This is a genomic window from Ureibacillus thermophilus (assembly GCF_004331915.1).
Classification (GTDB): Bacteria; Bacillota; Bacilli; order Bacillales_A; family Planococcaceae; genus Ureibacillus; species Ureibacillus thermophilus.
This window is the reverse complement of sequence record NZ_CP036528.1, coordinates 907,412-924,362: the sequence shown is the minus strand read 5'-3', so window position 1 is coordinate 924,362 and position 16,951 is coordinate 907,412. Positions and strand designations below refer to the sequence as shown.

General features: G+C 36.7%; 19 protein-coding genes and 2 pseudogenes. 6 read left to right on the top strand and 15 right to left on the bottom strand.

Annotated features, from left to right (window positions below):
* Positions 1–40: 40 nt before the first annotated feature.
* Entirely contained in the window at positions 41–541 is a 501-nt protein-coding gene (locus tag DKZ56_RS04565) for a pyridoxamine 5'-phosphate oxidase family protein (RefSeq protein WP_208651582.1), read from the bottom strand.
* 184 nt (positions 542–725) lie between these two features.
* Here DKZ56_RS04565 and DKZ56_RS04560 point away from each other — a divergent pair, with 184 nt between their 5' ends.
* Positions 726–953: a phosphate-starvation-inducible protein PsiE gene (locus DKZ56_RS04560; protein WP_208651581.1), complete on the top strand. Its 228-nt coding sequence runs from the start codon at positions 726–728 to the stop codon at positions 951–953.
* Between the two features lie 42 nt (positions 954–995).
* Here DKZ56_RS04560 and DKZ56_RS04555 read toward each other — a convergent pair whose 3' ends face one another.
* Complete coding sequence (locus tag DKZ56_RS04555; protein ID WP_208651580.1) at positions 996–1,319, bottom strand: thioredoxin family protein; 324 nt, start codon at positions 1,317–1,319, stop codon at positions 996–998.
* 76 nt (positions 1,320–1,395) lie between these two features.
* Between DKZ56_RS04555 and DKZ56_RS04550 the strand changes: the two genes are divergently transcribed.
* The gene (locus DKZ56_RS04550; protein ID WP_390264707.1) at positions 1,396–1,659 is read left to right on the top strand and encodes a YqhV family protein; all 264 of its coding nucleotides are present in this window, start codon (positions 1,396–1,398) and stop codon (positions 1,657–1,659) included.
* Between the two features lies 1 nt (position 1,660).
* Here DKZ56_RS04550 and corA read toward each other — a convergent pair whose 3' ends face one another.
* From corA to DKZ56_RS04515, 7 genes and pseudogenes are all read right to left on the bottom strand, one after another.
* Positions 1,661–2,611 carry a magnesium/cobalt transporter CorA gene (gene corA / locus DKZ56_RS04545; protein ID WP_208651579.1) on the bottom strand — a complete coding sequence of 317 codons (951 nt, stop codon included), beginning with the start codon at positions 2,609–2,611 and terminating at the stop codon, positions 1,661–1,663.
* Between the two features lie 56 nt (positions 2,612–2,667).
* Positions 2,668–2,784, bottom strand: a pseudogene (locus DKZ56_RS15940) (spore germination protein); the annotation flags it as partial.
* 289 nt (positions 2,785–3,073) lie between these two features.
* On the bottom strand, positions 3,074–4,027 hold the full coding sequence (locus DKZ56_RS04535) for a bile acid:sodium symporter family protein (RefSeq protein ID WP_208651578.1): 954 nt from the start codon (positions 4,025–4,027) through the stop codon (positions 3,074–3,076).
* An 88-nt stretch (positions 4,028–4,115) separates the two neighbouring features.
* On the bottom strand, positions 4,116–4,997 hold the full coding sequence (locus DKZ56_RS04530) for a LysR family transcriptional regulator (protein ID WP_208651577.1): 882 nt from the start codon (positions 4,995–4,997) through the stop codon (positions 4,116–4,118).
* A 539-nt stretch (positions 4,998–5,536) separates the two neighbouring features.
* Positions 5,537–6,862 carry a globin-coupled sensor protein gene (locus tag DKZ56_RS15505; protein ID WP_245989596.1) on the bottom strand — a complete coding sequence of 442 codons (1,326 nt, stop codon included), beginning with the start codon at positions 6,860–6,862 and terminating at the stop codon, positions 5,537–5,539.
* 307 nt (positions 6,863–7,169) lie between these two features.
* A complete protein-coding gene (locus DKZ56_RS04520; RefSeq protein ID WP_208651576.1) occupies positions 7,170–8,003 on the bottom strand; it encodes an SPL family radical SAM protein in 834 nt (277 codons plus the stop codon).
* A gap of 44 nt (positions 8,004–8,047) precedes the next feature.
* Positions 8,048–8,608 carry a DUF4256 domain-containing protein gene (locus DKZ56_RS04515; RefSeq protein WP_208651575.1) on the bottom strand — a complete coding sequence of 187 codons (561 nt, stop codon included), beginning with the start codon at positions 8,606–8,608 and terminating at the stop codon, positions 8,048–8,050.
* Positions 8,609–8,903: 295 nt separating this feature from the next.
* Between DKZ56_RS04515 and mscL the strand changes: the two genes are divergently transcribed.
* Complete coding sequence (gene mscL / locus DKZ56_RS04510; RefSeq protein ID WP_208651574.1) at positions 8,904–9,302, top strand: large conductance mechanosensitive channel protein MscL; 399 nt, start codon at positions 8,904–8,906, stop codon at positions 9,300–9,302.
* A 64-nt stretch (positions 9,303–9,366) separates the two neighbouring features.
* Here mscL and DKZ56_RS04505 read toward each other — a convergent pair whose 3' ends face one another.
* Positions 9,367–10,614: an RNA-guided endonuclease InsQ/TnpB family protein gene (locus DKZ56_RS04505; protein ID WP_208651573.1), complete on the bottom strand. Its 1,248-nt coding sequence runs from the start codon at positions 10,612–10,614 to the stop codon at positions 9,367–9,369.
* Between the two features lie 141 nt (positions 10,615–10,755).
* Between DKZ56_RS04505 and DKZ56_RS04500 the strand changes: the two are divergent.
* The 3 genes and pseudogenes from DKZ56_RS04500 to DKZ56_RS04490 all read left to right on the top strand — a co-directional run.
* A pseudogene (locus DKZ56_RS04500) lies at positions 10,756–11,142 on the top strand (hypothetical protein); the annotation flags it as partial.
* A gap of 676 nt (positions 11,143–11,818) precedes the next feature.
* Positions 11,819–12,238, top strand: coding sequence for a cell wall hydrolase (locus DKZ56_RS04495; protein ID WP_208652163.1), 420 nt, complete (start codon positions 11,819–11,821; stop codon positions 12,236–12,238).
* A gap of 25 nt (positions 12,239–12,263) precedes the next feature.
* Positions 12,264–12,704 carry a spore coat protein GerQ gene (locus DKZ56_RS04490; RefSeq protein WP_208651572.1) on the top strand — a complete coding sequence of 147 codons (441 nt, stop codon included), beginning with the start codon at positions 12,264–12,266 and terminating at the stop codon, positions 12,702–12,704.
* Positions 12,705–12,868: 164 nt separating this feature from the next.
* On the opposite strand, the gene DKZ56_RS04485 is transcribed toward DKZ56_RS04490, so the two are convergent.
* The 5 genes from DKZ56_RS04485 to DKZ56_RS15500 all read right to left on the bottom strand — a co-directional run bounded on the left by DKZ56_RS04485 (position 12,869) and on the right by DKZ56_RS15500 (position 16,878).
* Positions 12,869–14,542 (bottom strand): methyl-accepting chemotaxis protein, encoded by a 1,674-nt coding sequence (locus DKZ56_RS04485; protein ID WP_208651571.1) that lies wholly within the window; start codon positions 14,540–14,542, stop codon positions 12,869–12,871.
* A gap of 94 nt (positions 14,543–14,636) precedes the next feature.
* Positions 14,637–15,818, bottom strand: a complete 1,182-nt coding sequence (locus DKZ56_RS04480; RefSeq protein ID WP_208651570.1) for a M20 family metallopeptidase — start codon at positions 15,816–15,818, stop codon at positions 14,637–14,639.
* Between the two features lie 222 nt (positions 15,819–16,040).
* Complete coding sequence (locus tag DKZ56_RS04475; protein ID WP_208652162.1) at positions 16,041–16,424, bottom strand: DUF423 domain-containing protein; 384 nt, start codon at positions 16,422–16,424, stop codon at positions 16,041–16,043.
* Between the two features lie 26 nt (positions 16,425–16,450).
* A complete protein-coding gene (locus DKZ56_RS04470) occupies positions 16,451–16,702 on the bottom strand; it encodes a YwdI family protein (RefSeq protein ID WP_208651569.1) in 252 nt (83 codons plus the stop codon).
* Positions 16,699–16,878 carry a uracil-DNA glycosylase gene (locus DKZ56_RS15500; protein ID WP_245989595.1) on the bottom strand — a complete coding sequence of 60 codons (180 nt, stop codon included), beginning with the start codon at positions 16,876–16,878 and terminating at the stop codon, positions 16,699–16,701. The genes DKZ56_RS04470 and DKZ56_RS15500 overlap by 4 nt, the downstream gene beginning before the upstream one ends.
* Positions 16,879–16,951: the final 73 nt, after the last annotated feature.

Sequence of the window (16,951 nt, the reverse complement as noted above, 5' to 3'; positions counted from 1 at the left end):
ATGACGTTTTCTTAGATTTGTCCCAACCTTATTTTTTGGATTAATGGCTCATTGCATCGCTCCATTTCCCTGTAATGGTTTCAATATCCACTTCAAACACTTCTGTTTTTGGCAAGGCTGGATAACCGCCTTTTTCAAATTGCCAATTCGGGTCCCCGTACTTTTTCCAAAGGCAATCATAAAACCATGTTTTCTTTTGTTCATCTTCAATGCGGTGAGTTTTTCCAAACACTACAACGCTCATGTAACCTAATGCCGACTGGCAGGCATATTTTTTCCCTGGAACAATTGCCCCCATCTCGCATACTTCAATGCATACCCTCGGATTCTTTTTAATATTTTCCCAAAAGTGGCTTTCCCTTAAATTTCCTATGTGCAAATATAATTTTGTCCCTTCCTCATACACAAAAACAAATGGAATGACATAAGGATAGCCGTCATCTCCAACGGTTGCCACATGAGCCACTTTTGCTGTTTTTAAAAATTGATAAGCCTCATCCAGTGAAATAGCCCTTTTTACATTATGCATAATTCCTCTCATTTCATTCTTCCTCCTTTTACAAATATATATTCTAAATACATCTTTAAAATCCTTTAAAATGGGCAAATTTTTTATACTCTCTTTTCTTTTATAAAAATTGCCGTTCTCGTCTATAATTCGATATCCAAAAATGTATAATATTATGGTACTATGAACTATAGGAAAACATTTAGGGGGAATGATTATGGCAAGCAAAGCTTTAAGAAAAGATGCTAAAATTGTACCTGAACGTAAAGATGAAGCATTGCAAATCCTTGATAGTTTAATTATTCAATTAATTGTAAATGTTCTTGATGAAAAACAAATCATTGAACGCCATATTTTAAAAGAGCGCCTTGCAAACTTAGTTCAACTTTCCAATCATGATGAAGAATTAAAAGAAACAATGCATGCTCTTGTAAACCAATTATAATGAAAAAAAGGAGACGTCGTTTTTGAACGCCTCCTTTTTTCTTTACCCCTCATACAGCCTTACAATTTTATTGATTTTTTCTTTCAATATGTCCATATGCACAAATCGGGCTTCTCGGAAATATTCCTTTCCTTCCACAAAAAACAACAATGCTGGAACAGAGAAAACTGAAAAACGCCCCGCCACTTTCTTCACCTTTTCTGCGTCGATTACTCCAAAAGCTATGCAGGGATAGTTTTCTAAAAGCTTTTCCACTTGAGGAAGCAGCGCATGGCAAACCCCGCAATCTTTTCTTGAAATATAAATGAATGCAAGGGGATTTTGTTCAATAAATGTATTCACTTCATCCAATGAAGCAAGTTTCATCACGGTTTCTCCATTCATTCATAATCTTTCTTGGACAAGCATAGCATGTTCCAAGAAACAACGGAAGGATGAAGAATTGGAAAGCGCACTTCTTTACATGGTTCTGCTTAGATTGTTATCCGGCAGCATTGAAATTACCACAGCCACTCTTATGTGGAAATTCAACGACTTGGAAAAAGCATTGATGCTTAATTCTATGTTGGCATTAGTGGGGCCAACCATTTTAATTCTAACAACTGCAATCGGCATCAGCGGGCTCTCTGAGAAAATCTCCTTCTTAAAAATGCTCTGTCTTTTTTCAGGCATTGTGCTTGTCATCATCGGCATGAAAATCAAATAACTTAAAACCATTTTTTCTTTTTAAACCACATAAGCATTGATGCACCGATGGCCACCATGAAAAAAAGGGTTACAAAATAACCATACTTCCAAGTTAATTCTGGAATATACCGGAAATTCATTCCGTAGATGCCCGCAATAAAAGTCAACGGCGCAAATATGGATGTAATAATTGTGAGAAGCTTCATGACATTGTTAGTTAAATGGGCATTTAAGGAGATATAGCTATCCCGGATATCCGCCGTCACTTCACGATTGGACATGACCATTTCCGATAATTTTAATAGATGGTCGTGGATATTTGAAAAATATTCTCTTCTTTCCTCGATTTGATTTAAATTTAAATGATGGGAGTTCAACATACGATAAAGCAAGTCCCTCATTGGATTAACCGAATGCAGCAATTGAAGGAGCCTATTTCTCGTTTCCATCAAGTCATTCATTTGCTGAAGTTCTGCTTGCTGAACAATAATTTGTTCAAGCTCATCTTCTATTTTGTAAACAATTGGAAAATAATTGTCGACGATTTTGTCCAAGATTTCATAGAAAACGTAATATGGATCCCATTGTTGAGTAGATCTTAGCCCAATCAATTCATTCCATACTTTTGTCACCTCCACTGAAGGCTGTTTATGAAATGTAATGATGAATGTTTCTCCTACGAAAAAATCAATCTCTTCTTTAATTAGTTCACCCTCTTCTTCACGGAGGGTATGGGTGACAAAAAAAGTATAATGATTAAAATAATCCAACTTTGGACGCTGAAGGTCTTGCACACAATCTTCAATCGCCAACGGATGGAAATGGAATGTATTGGATAAATGCTGAATTTCTTCTTCCTTCGGTTCGCTAAAATCCACCCAATACCACGTATATCTTGTAATGTCAAAATGATTTAAAGAATCTCCTTTTTCCAAATGGCCATCCTTTGTGATCCCAATATAATAAATCATAAGAAGCACCTTTTCTTTTGCTTTACGATTGTTGATTTTTTATTTTTTGCTGATCCCACTTGCGGAAATGGCGATAAGGGACTATCTTCAATCCATTGTTCAACGACTCCTGAGTCAGGTAAAAAATCTATATCTATCGTATTTAGTCTTCGCTTCACTTCATTTAAAATATCTATTATTTCCCCTTCAATGAAGAGAATCGAATTCCCCGTTAATAACGTATCAATCACTTGTTGAAATGTATTAATTTTTTTGTATCTGTAATGGCAACTATCTCCTGATTGATTTGTTCAAAAATGTCTCTCTGTTATTGCTTTTTTTGGTACTTTACGAAAAACCGTCTCATACATATATTCCCACAAATAACATTTACTCTTAATGTGGTTCATAAATTAGTTTTTATACCATCATCCTTCCAATAAACAAAAAAAACTGTTCAAAGAAAAACTTTGAGCAGTTTTTTCATTCACTTTTCAAATTAAATTTCTTCTTATAGATTTCAAGGATTTTGCTGAATTGGGATGCTAATACTTGTTGAAACAGCATGCCGAACACCACAGGCAAAACCGATCTGGATGGAAAATAGGTACTAGCCACCACAACGCCGACTGCAATATTTCGCATGCCTCCAGTAAAAACAAAAGTCGTAATCAAGTCCATTTTTCGCCATAAGAAATGCCCTATTAATATACAGAAACTATATCCGGATAAAGAGATAACTAAAACCAATAATATGATTTCAACAATTTCCCAAGATATATTTTTTATATAAGGGGAAATCACACTGCTATTGATAAATACAATGAGAAAAATGCTTAACTTTTGCATAGGTGCAAACACTCTGTTCAGCTTCATCACAAAATCCGCTTTTCCCCATTCATTCACAAGCATACCAAGAATCGATGGAAGCACCACCATCCAAATTAAATCAAGCATGATGGATGTGGTATCAATCATCACTTTCTGCCCCACTGCTATTTTAGAAAGAAGCGGGAAGACAAATGGAGAGAGAAGGGTATCAATTAAAATAATCGATAGTCCAAGCGGTTTATTTCCATTGCAAATGCTGACCCAAATAAAACTGGTTACACCTGTTGGAACGGCAACAGACAAAATAAAGCCAACTGTCAGCAAATAGTCATTAAATACCATGATAGATAATATGTACGCCCAAATCGGCATAAGAATATGCAGAAAAGCAATCGTCAACAAAATAAATTTTGGATGCTTCCTGACACTTCGCAAACCTTGAAAATTTATGCTGATGCTTCCTGCAAAGGTCATAACAGCAAAGATCCAAGGAACAAGAAACCGCAAATGTCCGCCAATCTCATCTAAAAAAACCCCTATGACAAGACTTAAAGGGGTTAAAATGGGCATCAATTTTTGCAGCTTGGCATTAAAGGTCGTTAACATGCAAAAATCCTTCTTTCATTCCACGTAAAAACAGATGGTTTATATATTTTAACAATTCTATTAAAAAAATAAAAATAGCTATAGGATATTAATTTAATTCGAGATTGCGATGAATGGCCTCTTTGCTTTCTTCTATTGTTTCTAAAAATTTTTCCATGCTGGTCGTTAAATAGGAATCTTTTCTTCGAATGAAAACTGTTTTTACTTTGCTGTATTGTTCCGGCAATTGGTAGCATCGGATTTCTCCGCTCTGTTCCAAGTGGGAAACAGCAGATTTTGGAACGAAGGACACGCCAAGCCCCATGGCAACACTCCGCAATATCGTCTCCAATGTGCCAAACTCCATAATTTTTTGTGGTGTGATATTTTGGTCTTTATACCATTGTTCAAGCCGCGCACGATATCCGCAGCCATCGCTGAAACATAAAAATGGTTCATTTTTTAATTCTTCCATTGTCAATTCCCGGCGATCTGAAATTAACACAAGCTCTTCGTCAAACACATCATATACTTCAAGTTCTGGATGAAAGTTGGATTTCGTAACGAAAGCGCCATCCAACTTATGATGGAGCACTTCTTTTTCCAAACTTTCTGTCACCCCTGTAAACAGTGACAGCTCTACGTTTTTATATTTTTTAATATAAGAAGACAATATGACCGGCAAATGATAAACCGTCTCCACTGTGCCGATTTCAAGTTTCCCTGTTGGTTCTTCATGATTTTGGACAGCTTTAATCATTTCATCTGTCAACTTTAAAATTTTTTCACTATACGTTAATAGTTTTTTTCCTTCCGGCGTTAATATCATCCCTCGGCGATGGCGATGAAATAAAGGGGTGTTTAATTCCGCTTCTAATTTCTGAATACGAGAAGTAATGTTGGATTGAACATAATTCAGTTCCCTCGCCACTTCTGAAACAGTCCCTTTTTCAGCCACCAATTGGAAAATTTCTAAGTCTTTTAATTCCACAAGTCATCCTCCCTTTGCCTATTCGAAACATCACGAAATATGATAAAAAATATACTTTTTATTCATTTTACGTGATATTAAACTAATACTCTGATTATAACAATTTCCCAAAAAAAGAGTAGTAAAAAAATCTCCTTGAAGTCTGTTCTGACATGATGGGAAGAAATGGGGATGATTTACTTGTGGAAAAAATAGAAACTTATCGTTTGGTGAAAAAATGTTTTTTTGCGGCACTCTCTATTAACTGAATAAGATGATTACAATGACGGCGGTAAATGGATGGGCACATTTAAAAATAGGGGCAACTCATATGAACTTCTATTAAAAACCATCTAAAAGCGCTTTCATTTCATTGCAGTTACCCCTTTCTTACTTTTCATTTCCCTTGGGTGGATAAATGTGGGGATTAGTTTATATTTTAGCAATTCCTTTTATCGGATATTTAAGAAAATTCCGTTTTTAATAATTTAAATGATTATCCAATCCCTCTATTGTTTGGATAATCATTTCTTGTTGAAATTAAAAATGGATCGCATGTATTAAAGATTAACGGTTTTCTCATACAATTCTTTTGCTTGATTCGCAACATCAGCAATAAATTGATTGATTTTTGCAATCGTTTCGACAAGGTTTTCAATATCTTTTCCAACGATTTCAATTTTATTTTTGCTATCTTGAAGCGACAATTCAATTTGATGAAATTTTTCTTTTACTTTTACTCCGCTTTCTAAGCCCTTGGATACAGTTTCTCGGATAGTAGAAGTTGTGGAAACCGTATTTTTCGTAATTTGTGAAGTGCTTTCAATAATTTCCGTAATTTGTTTAACAGACTCTTTCGATTGATTCGCAAGTTTGCGCACTTCTTCTGCAACAACCGCAAACCCTTTTCCATGTTCTCCGGCTCTTGCCGCCTCGATGGCTGCATTTAAGGCAAGCAGATTCGTTTGGTCAGCTATTTGGGTAACAAGAGAAATAATGTTATTGATTTTATCGGATGCTCTTTGCTGCTCCATTACAAGAGCTTCCATTTCTTTTGTTTTTTCAGAAATGGAGTATATTTTTTCTTTCAACTCTTCCATTAAAACGTTTCCGCTGTGTGAATTTTTCTCCATTTCCTTTACTTCATAGATATAACTTTCGGTATCACTCTTAATATCTGTTGAGTAATGAATAATCTCGTTAATGGAATTAGTTGTTTCTTCTGAAAGATGCGCCAAGTTTTTTGTGATAAGAGATAAATTATTTTTTAATTCCCCTTTCACCTTTTCGTGCTGTTCTTGTATTTGGTCCCTCTTCTCTTTTTCATATTCTTCCAAAACGATTTGCATTTCGAAGTTGATGATTTTTGTGCAAAGAAGAGTCGCTTTTTCGATGCTGTCTTTGGACCAATTCATGCGGTTGATAATATCGATGAAAGAATTTAACATATTTTGAAATGCCCCTATATACCATTTAGGAGCCAAACCAATTCTTAAATGAACTTGTGCAATTCGTATTCTCTTTTCTACATATGCTTTATCAATTTTTCCATAAAACATTTCTGAGATATGTATTTTGAGTGTTTTCTTTAATTTTTCTACCGTACTGTATCGATGAATAATTTCATTCAATACTGGGATGGAAGTTAACTCATCATAGAAAATTTGTACGATTTCATCAAGATTTTTTTCAATATGTGGCTGAATGCAAGATAATAACTTTAAATCATCTTCATCTAAATCAATCAATTTTAATTGTTTTGTTATGTCGGAATCCCCATTTACTTCTAATAATTTTTTTGAATGGTTTCTTGCCTCCTCCCATTTTGGTTCGGATTGCGTCTGTTTGGTTTTATCGCTTTTACTGAAACTTCTAAATATCACCATGTTTTCCCTCCTCATTAATTCAGCCTTAAATCAAATATAATACTTATTTACTAAATTAAGTTCCATTTAATTTGAATCATATTATTAAATTAATTACTTTATTCATAAATCTTTTGATTCTTTCTGAAAAAATATACATTTTAGTAGTTATGATAACTCAGAACCATATCGTGTTAACTATCATTATAAAACATTTTTCTCATTTTGTGTAAATTTTCAGAATTCAAATGATGAATTTTTTATGTAAATTTAGTAAAATAATATCATTTTAGTAAGGATTTTCTCTTTGTCAACTTCCAACAAAACACTATCTTAAAAAAGCTTCTTCCTTTGAAATTCGAATCATCTCTTTTGGGAAAAACTGTATAAAATATGTTTCTACGCTTTTATGCAAATCTCGCTTGTACCATTCCGACCATTGATGTTCCTCAAAAACTTGCGGCATCTTTAACCGAGATGACCGTCTCCCTTGCGCACCATCGCCAATCGTTAATGTATCAATCCAAATATAATCAACAAAGCCTTTGAGGATTTTGGGAAACTCAGGAGTAAAAGGCAGCAAGGGAGAAATAGCCGCTTGTGTTGGGATATTGGCAAGATGCAATTTTTGAAGGGCTTTCAATCGTTTGTGTATACTTGGGGCAAAAGGAGCAAAAATTCTTTTCACATCCTCCCGATCCGTTTCTATCGTCATCGAAACTAGCAGTTTGCATCGTTCTTTCAATTGAATCAGCAAATTAATATCCCTCTCAATTAAAGGGCCTCTCGTTTGAATCACAAGAAAATCAGGAGGATAGAAAAGCATTTCTTCTAATAGCCCTCTTGTAATGCACGCTTTTCTTTCGATAGGTTGATATGGATCCGTTGCAGAAGACATATAAAGATTGATGGGACGTTCTTTTTTTCGAAGTTTTATGATTTCTTTCCGGTAAACTTCCCGCGCATTCATTTTGATATCCACCCATTCGCCCCATGGAATTCCTTTAAATTTTTGAATCGGCAATTCGCGGACATAACAATAGCGGCAAGCAAAAGCACAGCCGCTGTAAGGATTTAATGAATGAGTAAATCCAATATCTAAATATCCTGTTGCTTGCGTCAATAAAGTTTTGGAATGAATCTCTTTTACTTGAATGGCCATTCCATTTTCTCCTTCCTTCTATGAAACAATACAATGGATGCTTTTCAAACCCTTAACAATCCCCGAAACCCTCTTGAGCTGTAATAAGATTCCGCTCCATTATGATAGACAAATACGCGGCCGTAGCGATAATCGCAAAATAGTGCGCCGCCTTGCCTGCGTATCTCCTCAGGTGTGAAAATCCAACTAGATGTTTTGGTATCAAAAGGTTCCAATTCTTGCAGCTTGCGATATTGTTCTTCCGTCAACAACTCAATTCCCATTTCTTTCGTTATGTCCATCGCACTATTTTCAGGCTTGTGTTTTTTTCTCGACTCCAATGCTTCACGGTCATAACAAAGGCTTCTTCGTCCTTTTGGGCTTTCCTTTGAACAATCACAAAATAAATATTCCCCAGCCGCTTCATCAAAACCGATTACATCCGGTTCTCCACCTGTTTGTTCCATTCTATATAAGGACCATAGTTTGTCAGGATTTGATTCAAGTTTTTGCTGGATTAGCTCCCAATTCATTCCCTCATGGCGATGTCTATTTTTCTCAAAACGTTCTTTTAATAGGCTGATAAACTCTGCCTGTTGTTCCTTTGTTAATTTGCTTTTTGTCATCTTTCATTTCACCCTTTTGTTTTTCCTCGTGCTAAATTATTGTACCCAACTCTTTGCTAGTAAAACGTTAGTGAAATTTCTTTTTTTATAGTCCATATAAAAAAAGCACTTCATTTTGAAATATAATGAAGCACTCTTCATCTTTTTAATCCCTTTAGTACCATTTCCTCAACCCTAAAGGAAAAGATTTCTGCTTATATTATATCCAGCTTGTTCATTGGAAAACCGTTTAAAGTTTATGCCATATCAAAATAGGGAATATTTGAACATCATCGCTATGTTTGGGGGGATGTATATGTGGAAAGAGTTTAAAGATTTTGCGATGAAAGGAAACGTCATTGACCTTGCTATTGCTGTTGTAATCGGGGCTGCTTTTGGTAAGATTGTTTCTTCTTTAGTGGACAACATCATTATGCCACTTATCGGTATTCTTACAGGCGGAATTGATTTTACGAAATCATTTATTTGGCAAGTAGGCGATGCAACGGTTTCCTTTGGCGTATTTTTGCAAAGCATCATTGACTTTTTCATCATTTCCTTTGCAATTTTTATGTTTATCCGGCTATTGAATAAACTTACAAAGAAGAAAAAGGAAGAAGTGGTGGAGGAGGAAGCCGCTCCTGAGCTGGATACGAAGGAAGAGCTGTTAAGGGAAATCCGTGACTTGTTGAAAGCACAAAATACGAATAAGTGAACTACCCCCACTTAATTTTTTAGCGAAAATTTGAAGTGGGGGCTTCCAAAGAAGTTTGACTGCTTTAAGCAATCCTTATTCTTTGAGGCGTGTCCACTTCGCCGCTAGAGCATAAGACACTCAGGTCTACAGCTTTACTTTTCTTTAAGATGTTTAATGCACCATTTACATCAGCATTGATTAGTTTGCCGGACTTTGTTCGATACAAACCTCGCTTAATACGTTTGCCACTGAACTTATATTCTTTTGGATTGTCAGCATTATATTCAGGAATCTCATCGCCGTCAAAAAAGCTGGCTTTAGACGTATATGACTCTTCCTGTTTGAAGAATTTAATGCCGTAAAATTTACAAAGATACTCTAGTTTTTCTTTTATATTACCGAGAGGAATATTGACAAAGTTTTGATTTGTCTTTTTTCCTAGATTCATATTGCGCTGCAATGTTTCAGCATAGCCAATGACAAGTTTGCCAATTTGATTTTCAAGGCAATAGTTAATGATGTAACGGCAAGTCTTATTGATATAATCATTGACTTTATTGTTCCGATTCATAGCAAGCAAAGCTTGTTTACGAGTTGTACCTTTGATTTTTTGCTTATCTTTAATGCTTTGAAGTCTGGCATTCTCTTTGTTAAACCATTGATTAATACTTTTTAATCTCCTCCCATCAATGATGAACGATTTGCCGTCTGATGTGACACAAGTGGCAAGATTATTTAATCCTAAATCAATCGCCAGTGCTTTTTGGTCATTTAATTCTCTTTGATCTTCAGGCATTTCATATTTGTACTGAATCTCAAAGAACCTGGCATGATGTTTAGGAATAATTTCAATCTGCTTAATCTTTTTGTCAAGCAACACAGGCGGAATCGTTATCGTGATAGGCTTATGAGTCTTTTTATACAGATTCGAATACGGTATCGTGAATTTGTTGCCGTCTATACGAATTTGACCAATGATTAGTGAATGAAAACCATCTTTTTTAAGATATTTTGGGATACTGATAGCCTTGTAGTCATATTTGCCTTGCTTGGCTAGTTTTACTAAGCCAAAGAAAGATTTAAAAGATTCGTTAACCTTTTTTAAGATTTGCTGTGCCATGTTGCTATTTAACAGCTTATAGTTTTCGTTCGTTTTTGCAAGATGATAGTTTTTCTCATAATTAAGAAATTCCTTGTGTTCAAAATAGTATTGTCTAACATTATACAATCCGACGTTGTATATGTTCTTGGCAATACGGCACAGTTCTCTAAGAGTCAAGTATTCTTCTTTGGTCAAACCATTTAGCTGTTGTTTGATACAAAAATACATTTTTTTCACCTCCCATCTAACTATATTATACTATACTTTACTGAATCTATATTATTTTCAGTAAATATAGTTAAGGCGATTCATCTCCCACTTACTTCGCTTCGCTTCGTTGAAGTGGGAGTCTTCTCGCCTATTGAAGATAAAATCTTTACAGTGGTCAATGATGCCGGTTTAATCGTCCATTTTGTTGTGACCCCTTCAACTTATTTCATTGATCAGGAAACCATCATGATTGGCGACAAAATGACAGCTTATTATGATGGCGATTTGCCGGCCATTCTTATTTACCCTCCCCAATATCGTGCGATTGTGATGGTAAAAGAACATGCAAACAGGAATGTGAAAGTAAGCTATTTCAATCAGCAGCTGTTGAGCAGTGATGGACAATTGCAGCTGCATTTATCACCTTATACTCAAATTATATTAACAAACGGGCAGCTCTTTTCAGCATATCCAGGAAACCGAGATTTAATCGTTATTTATGGTCCTACAACACGAAGCATTCCTGCCCAAACAACCCCTGAACGGGGCTGTCCGAAAAGTCGATTGAATCGACCTTCGGCTCAGCCCTTTTTTCTGTTTTTAGGGTACAAAAAAATCGTCCTTTTTTATAGAATGAAATTGACGCGTCACCACGGACACCCTTGCTCTTGGCTAACCTCTACTTCTGTCTTCGGGGTTCGGGACTTACACCCTATAGTTCATGTACATGCCGGGCGCACAAAAAAGCGAGACGCTTCAACGCGCCTCGCTTATTCATTTTCATCAGGCGTTTGCAATATCAAAATCACCGTATGAGTGAAAAAGCCGATGAAAAGTATCAAAATGAAGAGATACCAATGGAGTGGTTGATTGAAGAATCCTGCTATCACAAAAGACAAAATCGCACTTACTACAATCCCAACCCATATCCCTAGTTGCAATGTAACCAACCTCCAAATTATTGTTTTGGCTCCCTTCTCCCCTTTTTATTTAACTATTCCCTAATTCGTCATCAACTAACTTCTTTATATATATTCTATTCATTGACGCGAATTGTCGGAACGTGTCTAATGTTACAATTCTATTGTATTTCAAAAATACTAACTTTATACAATTTTCACTCCGTTCATCATCTTTTCCGAAATAAAACCAAATATTTTTTTTGCAATTTTTATTCTGATTCCTTATGAAATGCATACATTATGTTGAGGAGGTATGAAAAATCGCTGTTATTGCCGCTAATGAAGCACAGGTTGCCTTGCTTGCTCGATTGATGAGAGCAGAAGCGGAAGGTGATGGAGACCTTGGCATGTTGTTGGTCGGAAATGTAGGAGTCAACCGTGTGCGGGCAGACTGTCTAGACTTTAAAAATATTCGAACCATTGAAGATATGGTATATCAAAGTCCCGGTGGCTTTGAAGCCGTACAAAAAAGTTATTTTTACCAACGAGCGCGTCCACAAGACATAGCCCTTGCCCGCAGAGTCATCAATGGCGAACGTTTCGTTCCGGCCGACAGAGCTCTATGGTTTTTCATGCCTACTGGTAGCTGCCCTGCTCAATGGTATGGACAATGGAATACCGGCCGATTCAAGTCACATTGCTTCTATGCACCTGCTGAGGGTGTTTGTCCTGGTATTTAATAATTAAAAAGAAAGGATGTATGTAGTGACTTATTATTATTGGGGTCCTGGTGCAACGGGAAATCAATATTATCAACAACCATTTTTCGGTCAAGGGCCATTTCAGCAAACGCCGCCTCCTGTATCAAGCGGAAATGTTATTACCCCTTCTGGAACTGTCATACCTGCAACAGGAACTGGACGACAAACTGAAGAATCATATATTGAAAACATTTTGAGGGAAAATATAGGAGTTCCTGGCACATTCTATTTCACATTCCCTAGCTCAGATACTCGGCCAGGTGAAACACAGGGAAATGTACTGCGAATTCGCGGCACAGTCATGCAAGCAGGACGAGATCATGCGGTGATTCGTGAAGCAAATACAAATTACGTGTATTTATTGCCGATGATTTATTTCGACTATGCTCGATTTGAAGAAGGATTTAAATACATTAATTCTCCCCGCACAAGACCGCAGCGTTAAATTAAAAAATGAAAAAAAGAGCGAATAGAAAATCGCATTCTAATTCGCTCTTTTTATTTTGTTCATCTTAATTTTTGCAAATCGCTCTAAGATGGTACAGACCTTGAGAGCAAATGTTTCCAATCCCGTTTGTGATGAATTTTTTGAACTATAAAGAAGTGCTATTAAATTTGGAATTTCCGAATTTCTTGCTGCAAGTTTTGCGCATTGTCGTTTAACTCGGCTGCAACTTTATTCACTTGATCGAGGGTTGTCGTTTGCTCCTCGATATTCGCGGCAACAATTTGGATTTCGCTTGCTGATTCTGTAGAAGCGTTAGAAATCTCATTGACCGCAGCGGAAACTTCTTCTGCACTAGCAGATATTTGTTCACTTGTCGCGGAAATTTCCTCAATTTGCATTTTTATTTTTTCAATAGCCTGCACGATATCAGCGAAAGATTGGCCTGCTTGTGTAATGACTTTGACGCCATCTTCCACTGAACGCAAAGAATCGTACACCGCCTTTTCCACATTTTCTGTATCTCGTTTAATTTCCACTGTTAAATCTGTAATTTGGCTTGCAGATTCTTTCGATTCCTCTGCCAATTTGCGGACTTCTTCAGCCACAACTGCAAATCCTTTACCATGTTCTCCGGCTCGCGCTGCTTCTATGGCCGCATTCAATGCCAATAAATTCGTTTGATCGGTAATTTCTGCAATCACTCTAGAAATATTTTCAATCTCTTCTGTTTGTTTGCTTAATTTCTGGACTAACTCATTTACAATATTTGTTGATTGGCTAATTATATCCATTTGTTTTTCCGCATGGCGGATAATTTCGCCACCATGAGAAGCCATTTCGCTTGTTTCCAATGAAGTAGAGTGCAACACTTGCGTAGATTCTGCAATTTTTTGCACCCCACCCGCCGTCTCATCCATGGCGCGGGCGGAATCTTTTGCCGATTGAGAGTTCATATGGGCCATTTCTGCTGTGGAATTTACTCGACGTGTCATATCTTCCGCCGTAGCAGCAATTTCCTCTGTGCTTGCAGAAAGCTGCTGTGCTGCTGCACTTAATTGTTCTGCATTTTGCTGCACATTGCGAATAAGCGATTTTAAGTTATTTTTCATTGTATTAAATGCATTTGAAAGCTGTCCAATTTCATCTTTTGAAAACACTTTCAAATCTTCTTCCGTCAAATTGCCGGAAGAGACTACTTTTACGGCTTCCACTACTTTTCTCAATGGAGATGTAATCGTTTTCCAAACAAAGTAAACTAAAACGCCGCTTACAATTAAGCTGGCAATTAATACAACGATTGCCGTAATGTTCGATGAGGAAATAGCCCGATTTGTAGCTTTTTTAATGTCTTCCAACTGTTTTGTTTGATGCTCAATCATTTTGTCTGTTATTTTGATTAAGTCTAAGCTGAGGGACTGAATTTTTTCGTTGTCAGATAATGTTTCTCCTCGATTTATTCTTTCAGTTACTGCAGTAAACTCTTTTGCAAAATTTTCATTGGCCTGCTTTAGTTCATCAATATAGCCTTTCATTGTGTCCGTAACAGCTAAATTTTCTAATTCTTTTATTTCCTGATCAATTAGTTGTATATATGTATTGACCATTTCATAATCGGAGTTGTCTGTTTTTAGTATATATTTTGTGGCAGACTTATCTAATTGGGCCACTTCATAGCGAATTGAAGAAATTCCTTGGATGGCTGTTACTCGCTCATTAAGTGCGACTTCTACTTGCCTATCGATTCTTTGGAAATTAATAAAACTAACAATCATCGAAATGCATAGTAGACCGATTAATGAATAAAATGCTACATTCATTTTTCCCCCGATGCTCATTCCATTCACCTCTTTAAAATATCTCTATACGACATTATGTCTATTATACTACTTTCATTCCCATTTTTTAACTGTATTTGTACTAAATTTCTTATCATTTTTGATAACTTTCTAAAAATTTCAAAGTTGCAAGTCCCATAGTTTTCGCAGCAATTAACATTGCTCTTTCATCAAAATTAAATTTTGGATGATGATGCGGATAAGCCATATCCCATTCCGGGTTTTTTGCCCCAGTGATAAAAAATGTGCCCGGCACCTTTTTTAAATAATATGCAAAATCTTCCCCTACCATCATCGGCTCACATTCTTTCACCGCATTTACACCGGGAACATCTTTCGCGATTTCTGCAAGCAATTTTGTTTCTTCCGGATGATTCACAACTGGTGGATAACCTCTTGTATAGGTAAATTCATAGGTAGCATTAGCGCTATCGCAAAGGGATTTAAGCAAAATTTCAAGCTCCCTTTCGATTTGGTTTCTTACTTCTTCATCAAACGTCCGTACAGTTCCCTTGATAATCGCCTTTTCTGAAATAATATTGTAGGCTTTTCCTGCTTCAAATTGTCCGACAGTAATAACTGCATGTTTTAATGGACTGATTTTCCGTGAAATGATTGTTTGCAATTGGGTTACATACTGAGCGCCGAGGACGATTGCATCAACAGCATGATGAGGCTCTGCACCATGTCCGCCCTTTCCATAAATCGTTACTTCAAACATATCTGGCGCCGCCATGATAGCCCCGCTTTTTACATGGACTTCCCCTAATGGTATAGGTGCCCAGAGATGTGTACCAAAAATCACATCTACCCCTTCTAAACAACCATCTTCAATCATCGGTTTAGCACCACCCGGCAGCACTTCTTCTGCAAATTGGTGAATAAACACCACATTTCCGCAAATCTCTTCCTTTATTTCATTGAGGGCCTTTGCCAATATTAATAAAGTGGCTGTATGTCCATCATGGCCACATGCATGCATAACCCCATCAATTTTAGATTTATAAGGAAGATCGTTTTCTTCTTGGATTGGCAAAGCATCAAAATCCGCCCGTAGCGCTACTGTCTTTCCAGGCTTCGCTCCCCGCAGAGTAGCAATTACCCCTCTTCCTCCCACTCCTTCCCGAACCTCTAGACCGAGTTCCCGATGGAAGTTGGCAATATATTTAGGCGTGTGTACTTCCTCAAATGAAAGTTCCGGATTTGCATGTAAATATCTTCGTATGGAAACCATTTCCTCATAATATTTATCTAAATTAAATAATAGGTTTTCCATTTATTTTTACCCCTTTCCGAGCTGACAAAAGATGCTCTTTTTCAAATTCTATGGTAGCATGAAATGTTTATCAATGGTGTCGAAATCTTGTGAATTTTTTCACCAAATTTCGTTACTTTTTTCATAGCAGATAGTCCTAAAAAGCGATGAATCAACTCTATTTTTTCAAAAAAAGCAGTTTAAAGTCGATGAATCCCGACTTTAAACTGCTCTAGCAAAAAATTAATAAATGCGGCTTTTTCCAACACCCACAGCAAGCAATGTCCACCCAATTAAAAATAATACTCCACCGATTGGCGTGATGGCGCCCAACATCTTAATGCCGCTCACAGCTAAAATATATAAGCTGCCGGAGAAGAAAATAATCCCGAAAATCATTGTAAGGAATGACCATTTTAAAGAAGACGCTTCGCCAATTAATCTTGGATGCATTAAAATGCCGACTAAAATCATTCCAGCTGCATGAAACATTTGATATTGAACGGCTGTATTCCAAATCGATTCACCGTAAGCATCCAACACGCCATCTAATGCATGGGCGCCGAATGCCCCTAATGCAACGGCCAGAAAACCAAAAATTGCTCCTGTTATAATGGAACTTTTCATCATCCATAACCTCTTTTTCGTTAGTGTTAAAAATCAAAAATCGAATCCCCATTCGCATCCTCGTCATCTATTTTCATGGAAGAGGGAAGATGATTTCCTCCTGTTGTAAATATTTGGCTATGCTCCGCTAGAGTAGCATGTCTCGGTGAATTCAACGCAACATCGCACAAAGCTCGAATGGCGCTCAACAATTCACGAATCTCCTGCTCATCTTTTGCCCCTTTTGCTTTTAATGCATAATGTTCAATTTCCATGAACAATCTTTCATAGGAAATCATTTTCTCCCCCCCTTGAATTCTTTTGGTTCAAATTTTAAACAATCCATACCGGAAGACTGTTTCACGACAACGGATGGAAGTTGCCTTGTTTTAAATTGATAGGCTGTGCAACCTCGGGGATTGTTTGGATCCCACGTTACTTTAAAGTATTTACATTTAAAACAGTCTACTCTCATGGGAATCCCACCTTTATTCCAATGTACCAAATTTCATAGAATGTGAAAAGTTGATTGAAATTTGTTCACAAAT

Excerpts from the sequence above, each read along its gene's own strand:
- DKZ56_RS04565 (WP_208651582.1), bottom strand. The coding sequence starts at position 541 with ATGAGAGGAATTATGCATAATGTAAAAAGGGCTATTTCACTGGATGAG.
- DKZ56_RS04560 (WP_208651581.1), top strand. The coding sequence starts at position 726 with ATGGCAAGCAAAGCTTTAAGAAAAGATGCTAAAATTGTACCTGAACGT.
- DKZ56_RS04555 (WP_208651580.1), bottom strand. The coding sequence starts at position 1,319 with ATGAAACTTGCTTCATTGGATGAAGTGAATACATTTATTGAACAAAAT.
- corA (WP_208651579.1), bottom strand. The coding sequence starts at position 2,611 with ATGATTTATTATATTGGGATCACAAAGGATGGCCATTTGGAAAAAGGA.
- DKZ56_RS04535 (WP_208651578.1), bottom strand. The coding sequence starts at position 4,027 with ATGTTAACGACCTTTAATGCCAAGCTGCAAAAATTGATGCCCATTTTA.
- DKZ56_RS15505 (WP_245989596.1), bottom strand. The coding sequence starts at position 6,862 with ATGGTGATATTTAGAAGTTTCAGTAAAAGCGATAAAACCAAACAGACG.
- DKZ56_RS04520 (WP_208651576.1), bottom strand. The coding sequence starts at position 8,003 with ATGGCCATTCAAGTAAAAGAGATTCATTCCAAAACTTTATTGACGCAA.
- DKZ56_RS04515 (WP_208651575.1), bottom strand. The coding sequence starts at position 8,608 with ATGACAAAAAGCAAATTAACAAAGGAACAACAGGCAGAGTTTATCAGC.
- mscL (WP_208651574.1), top strand. The coding sequence starts at position 8,904 with ATGTGGAAAGAGTTTAAAGATTTTGCGATGAAAGGAAACGTCATTGAC.
- DKZ56_RS04505 (WP_208651573.1), bottom strand. The coding sequence starts at position 10,614 with ATGTATTTTTGTATCAAACAACAGCTAAATGGTTTGACCAAAGAAGAA.
- DKZ56_RS04485 (WP_208651571.1), bottom strand. The coding sequence starts at position 14,542 with ATGAGCATCGGGGGAAAAATGAATGTAGCATTTTATTCATTAATCGGT.
- DKZ56_RS04480 (WP_208651570.1), bottom strand. The coding sequence starts at position 15,818 with ATGGAAAACCTATTATTTAATTTAGATAAATATTATGAGGAAATGGTT.
- DKZ56_RS04475 (WP_208652162.1), bottom strand. The coding sequence starts at position 16,424 with ATGAAAAGTTCCATTATAACAGGAGCAATTTTTGGTTTTCTGGCCGTT.
- DKZ56_RS04470 (WP_208651569.1), bottom strand. The coding sequence starts at position 16,702 with ATGATTTCCTATGAAAGATTGTTCATGGAAATTGAACATTATGCATTA.
- DKZ56_RS15500 (WP_245989595.1), bottom strand. The coding sequence starts at position 16,878 with ATGAGAGTAGACTGTTTTAAATGTAAATACTTTAAAGTAACGTGGGAT.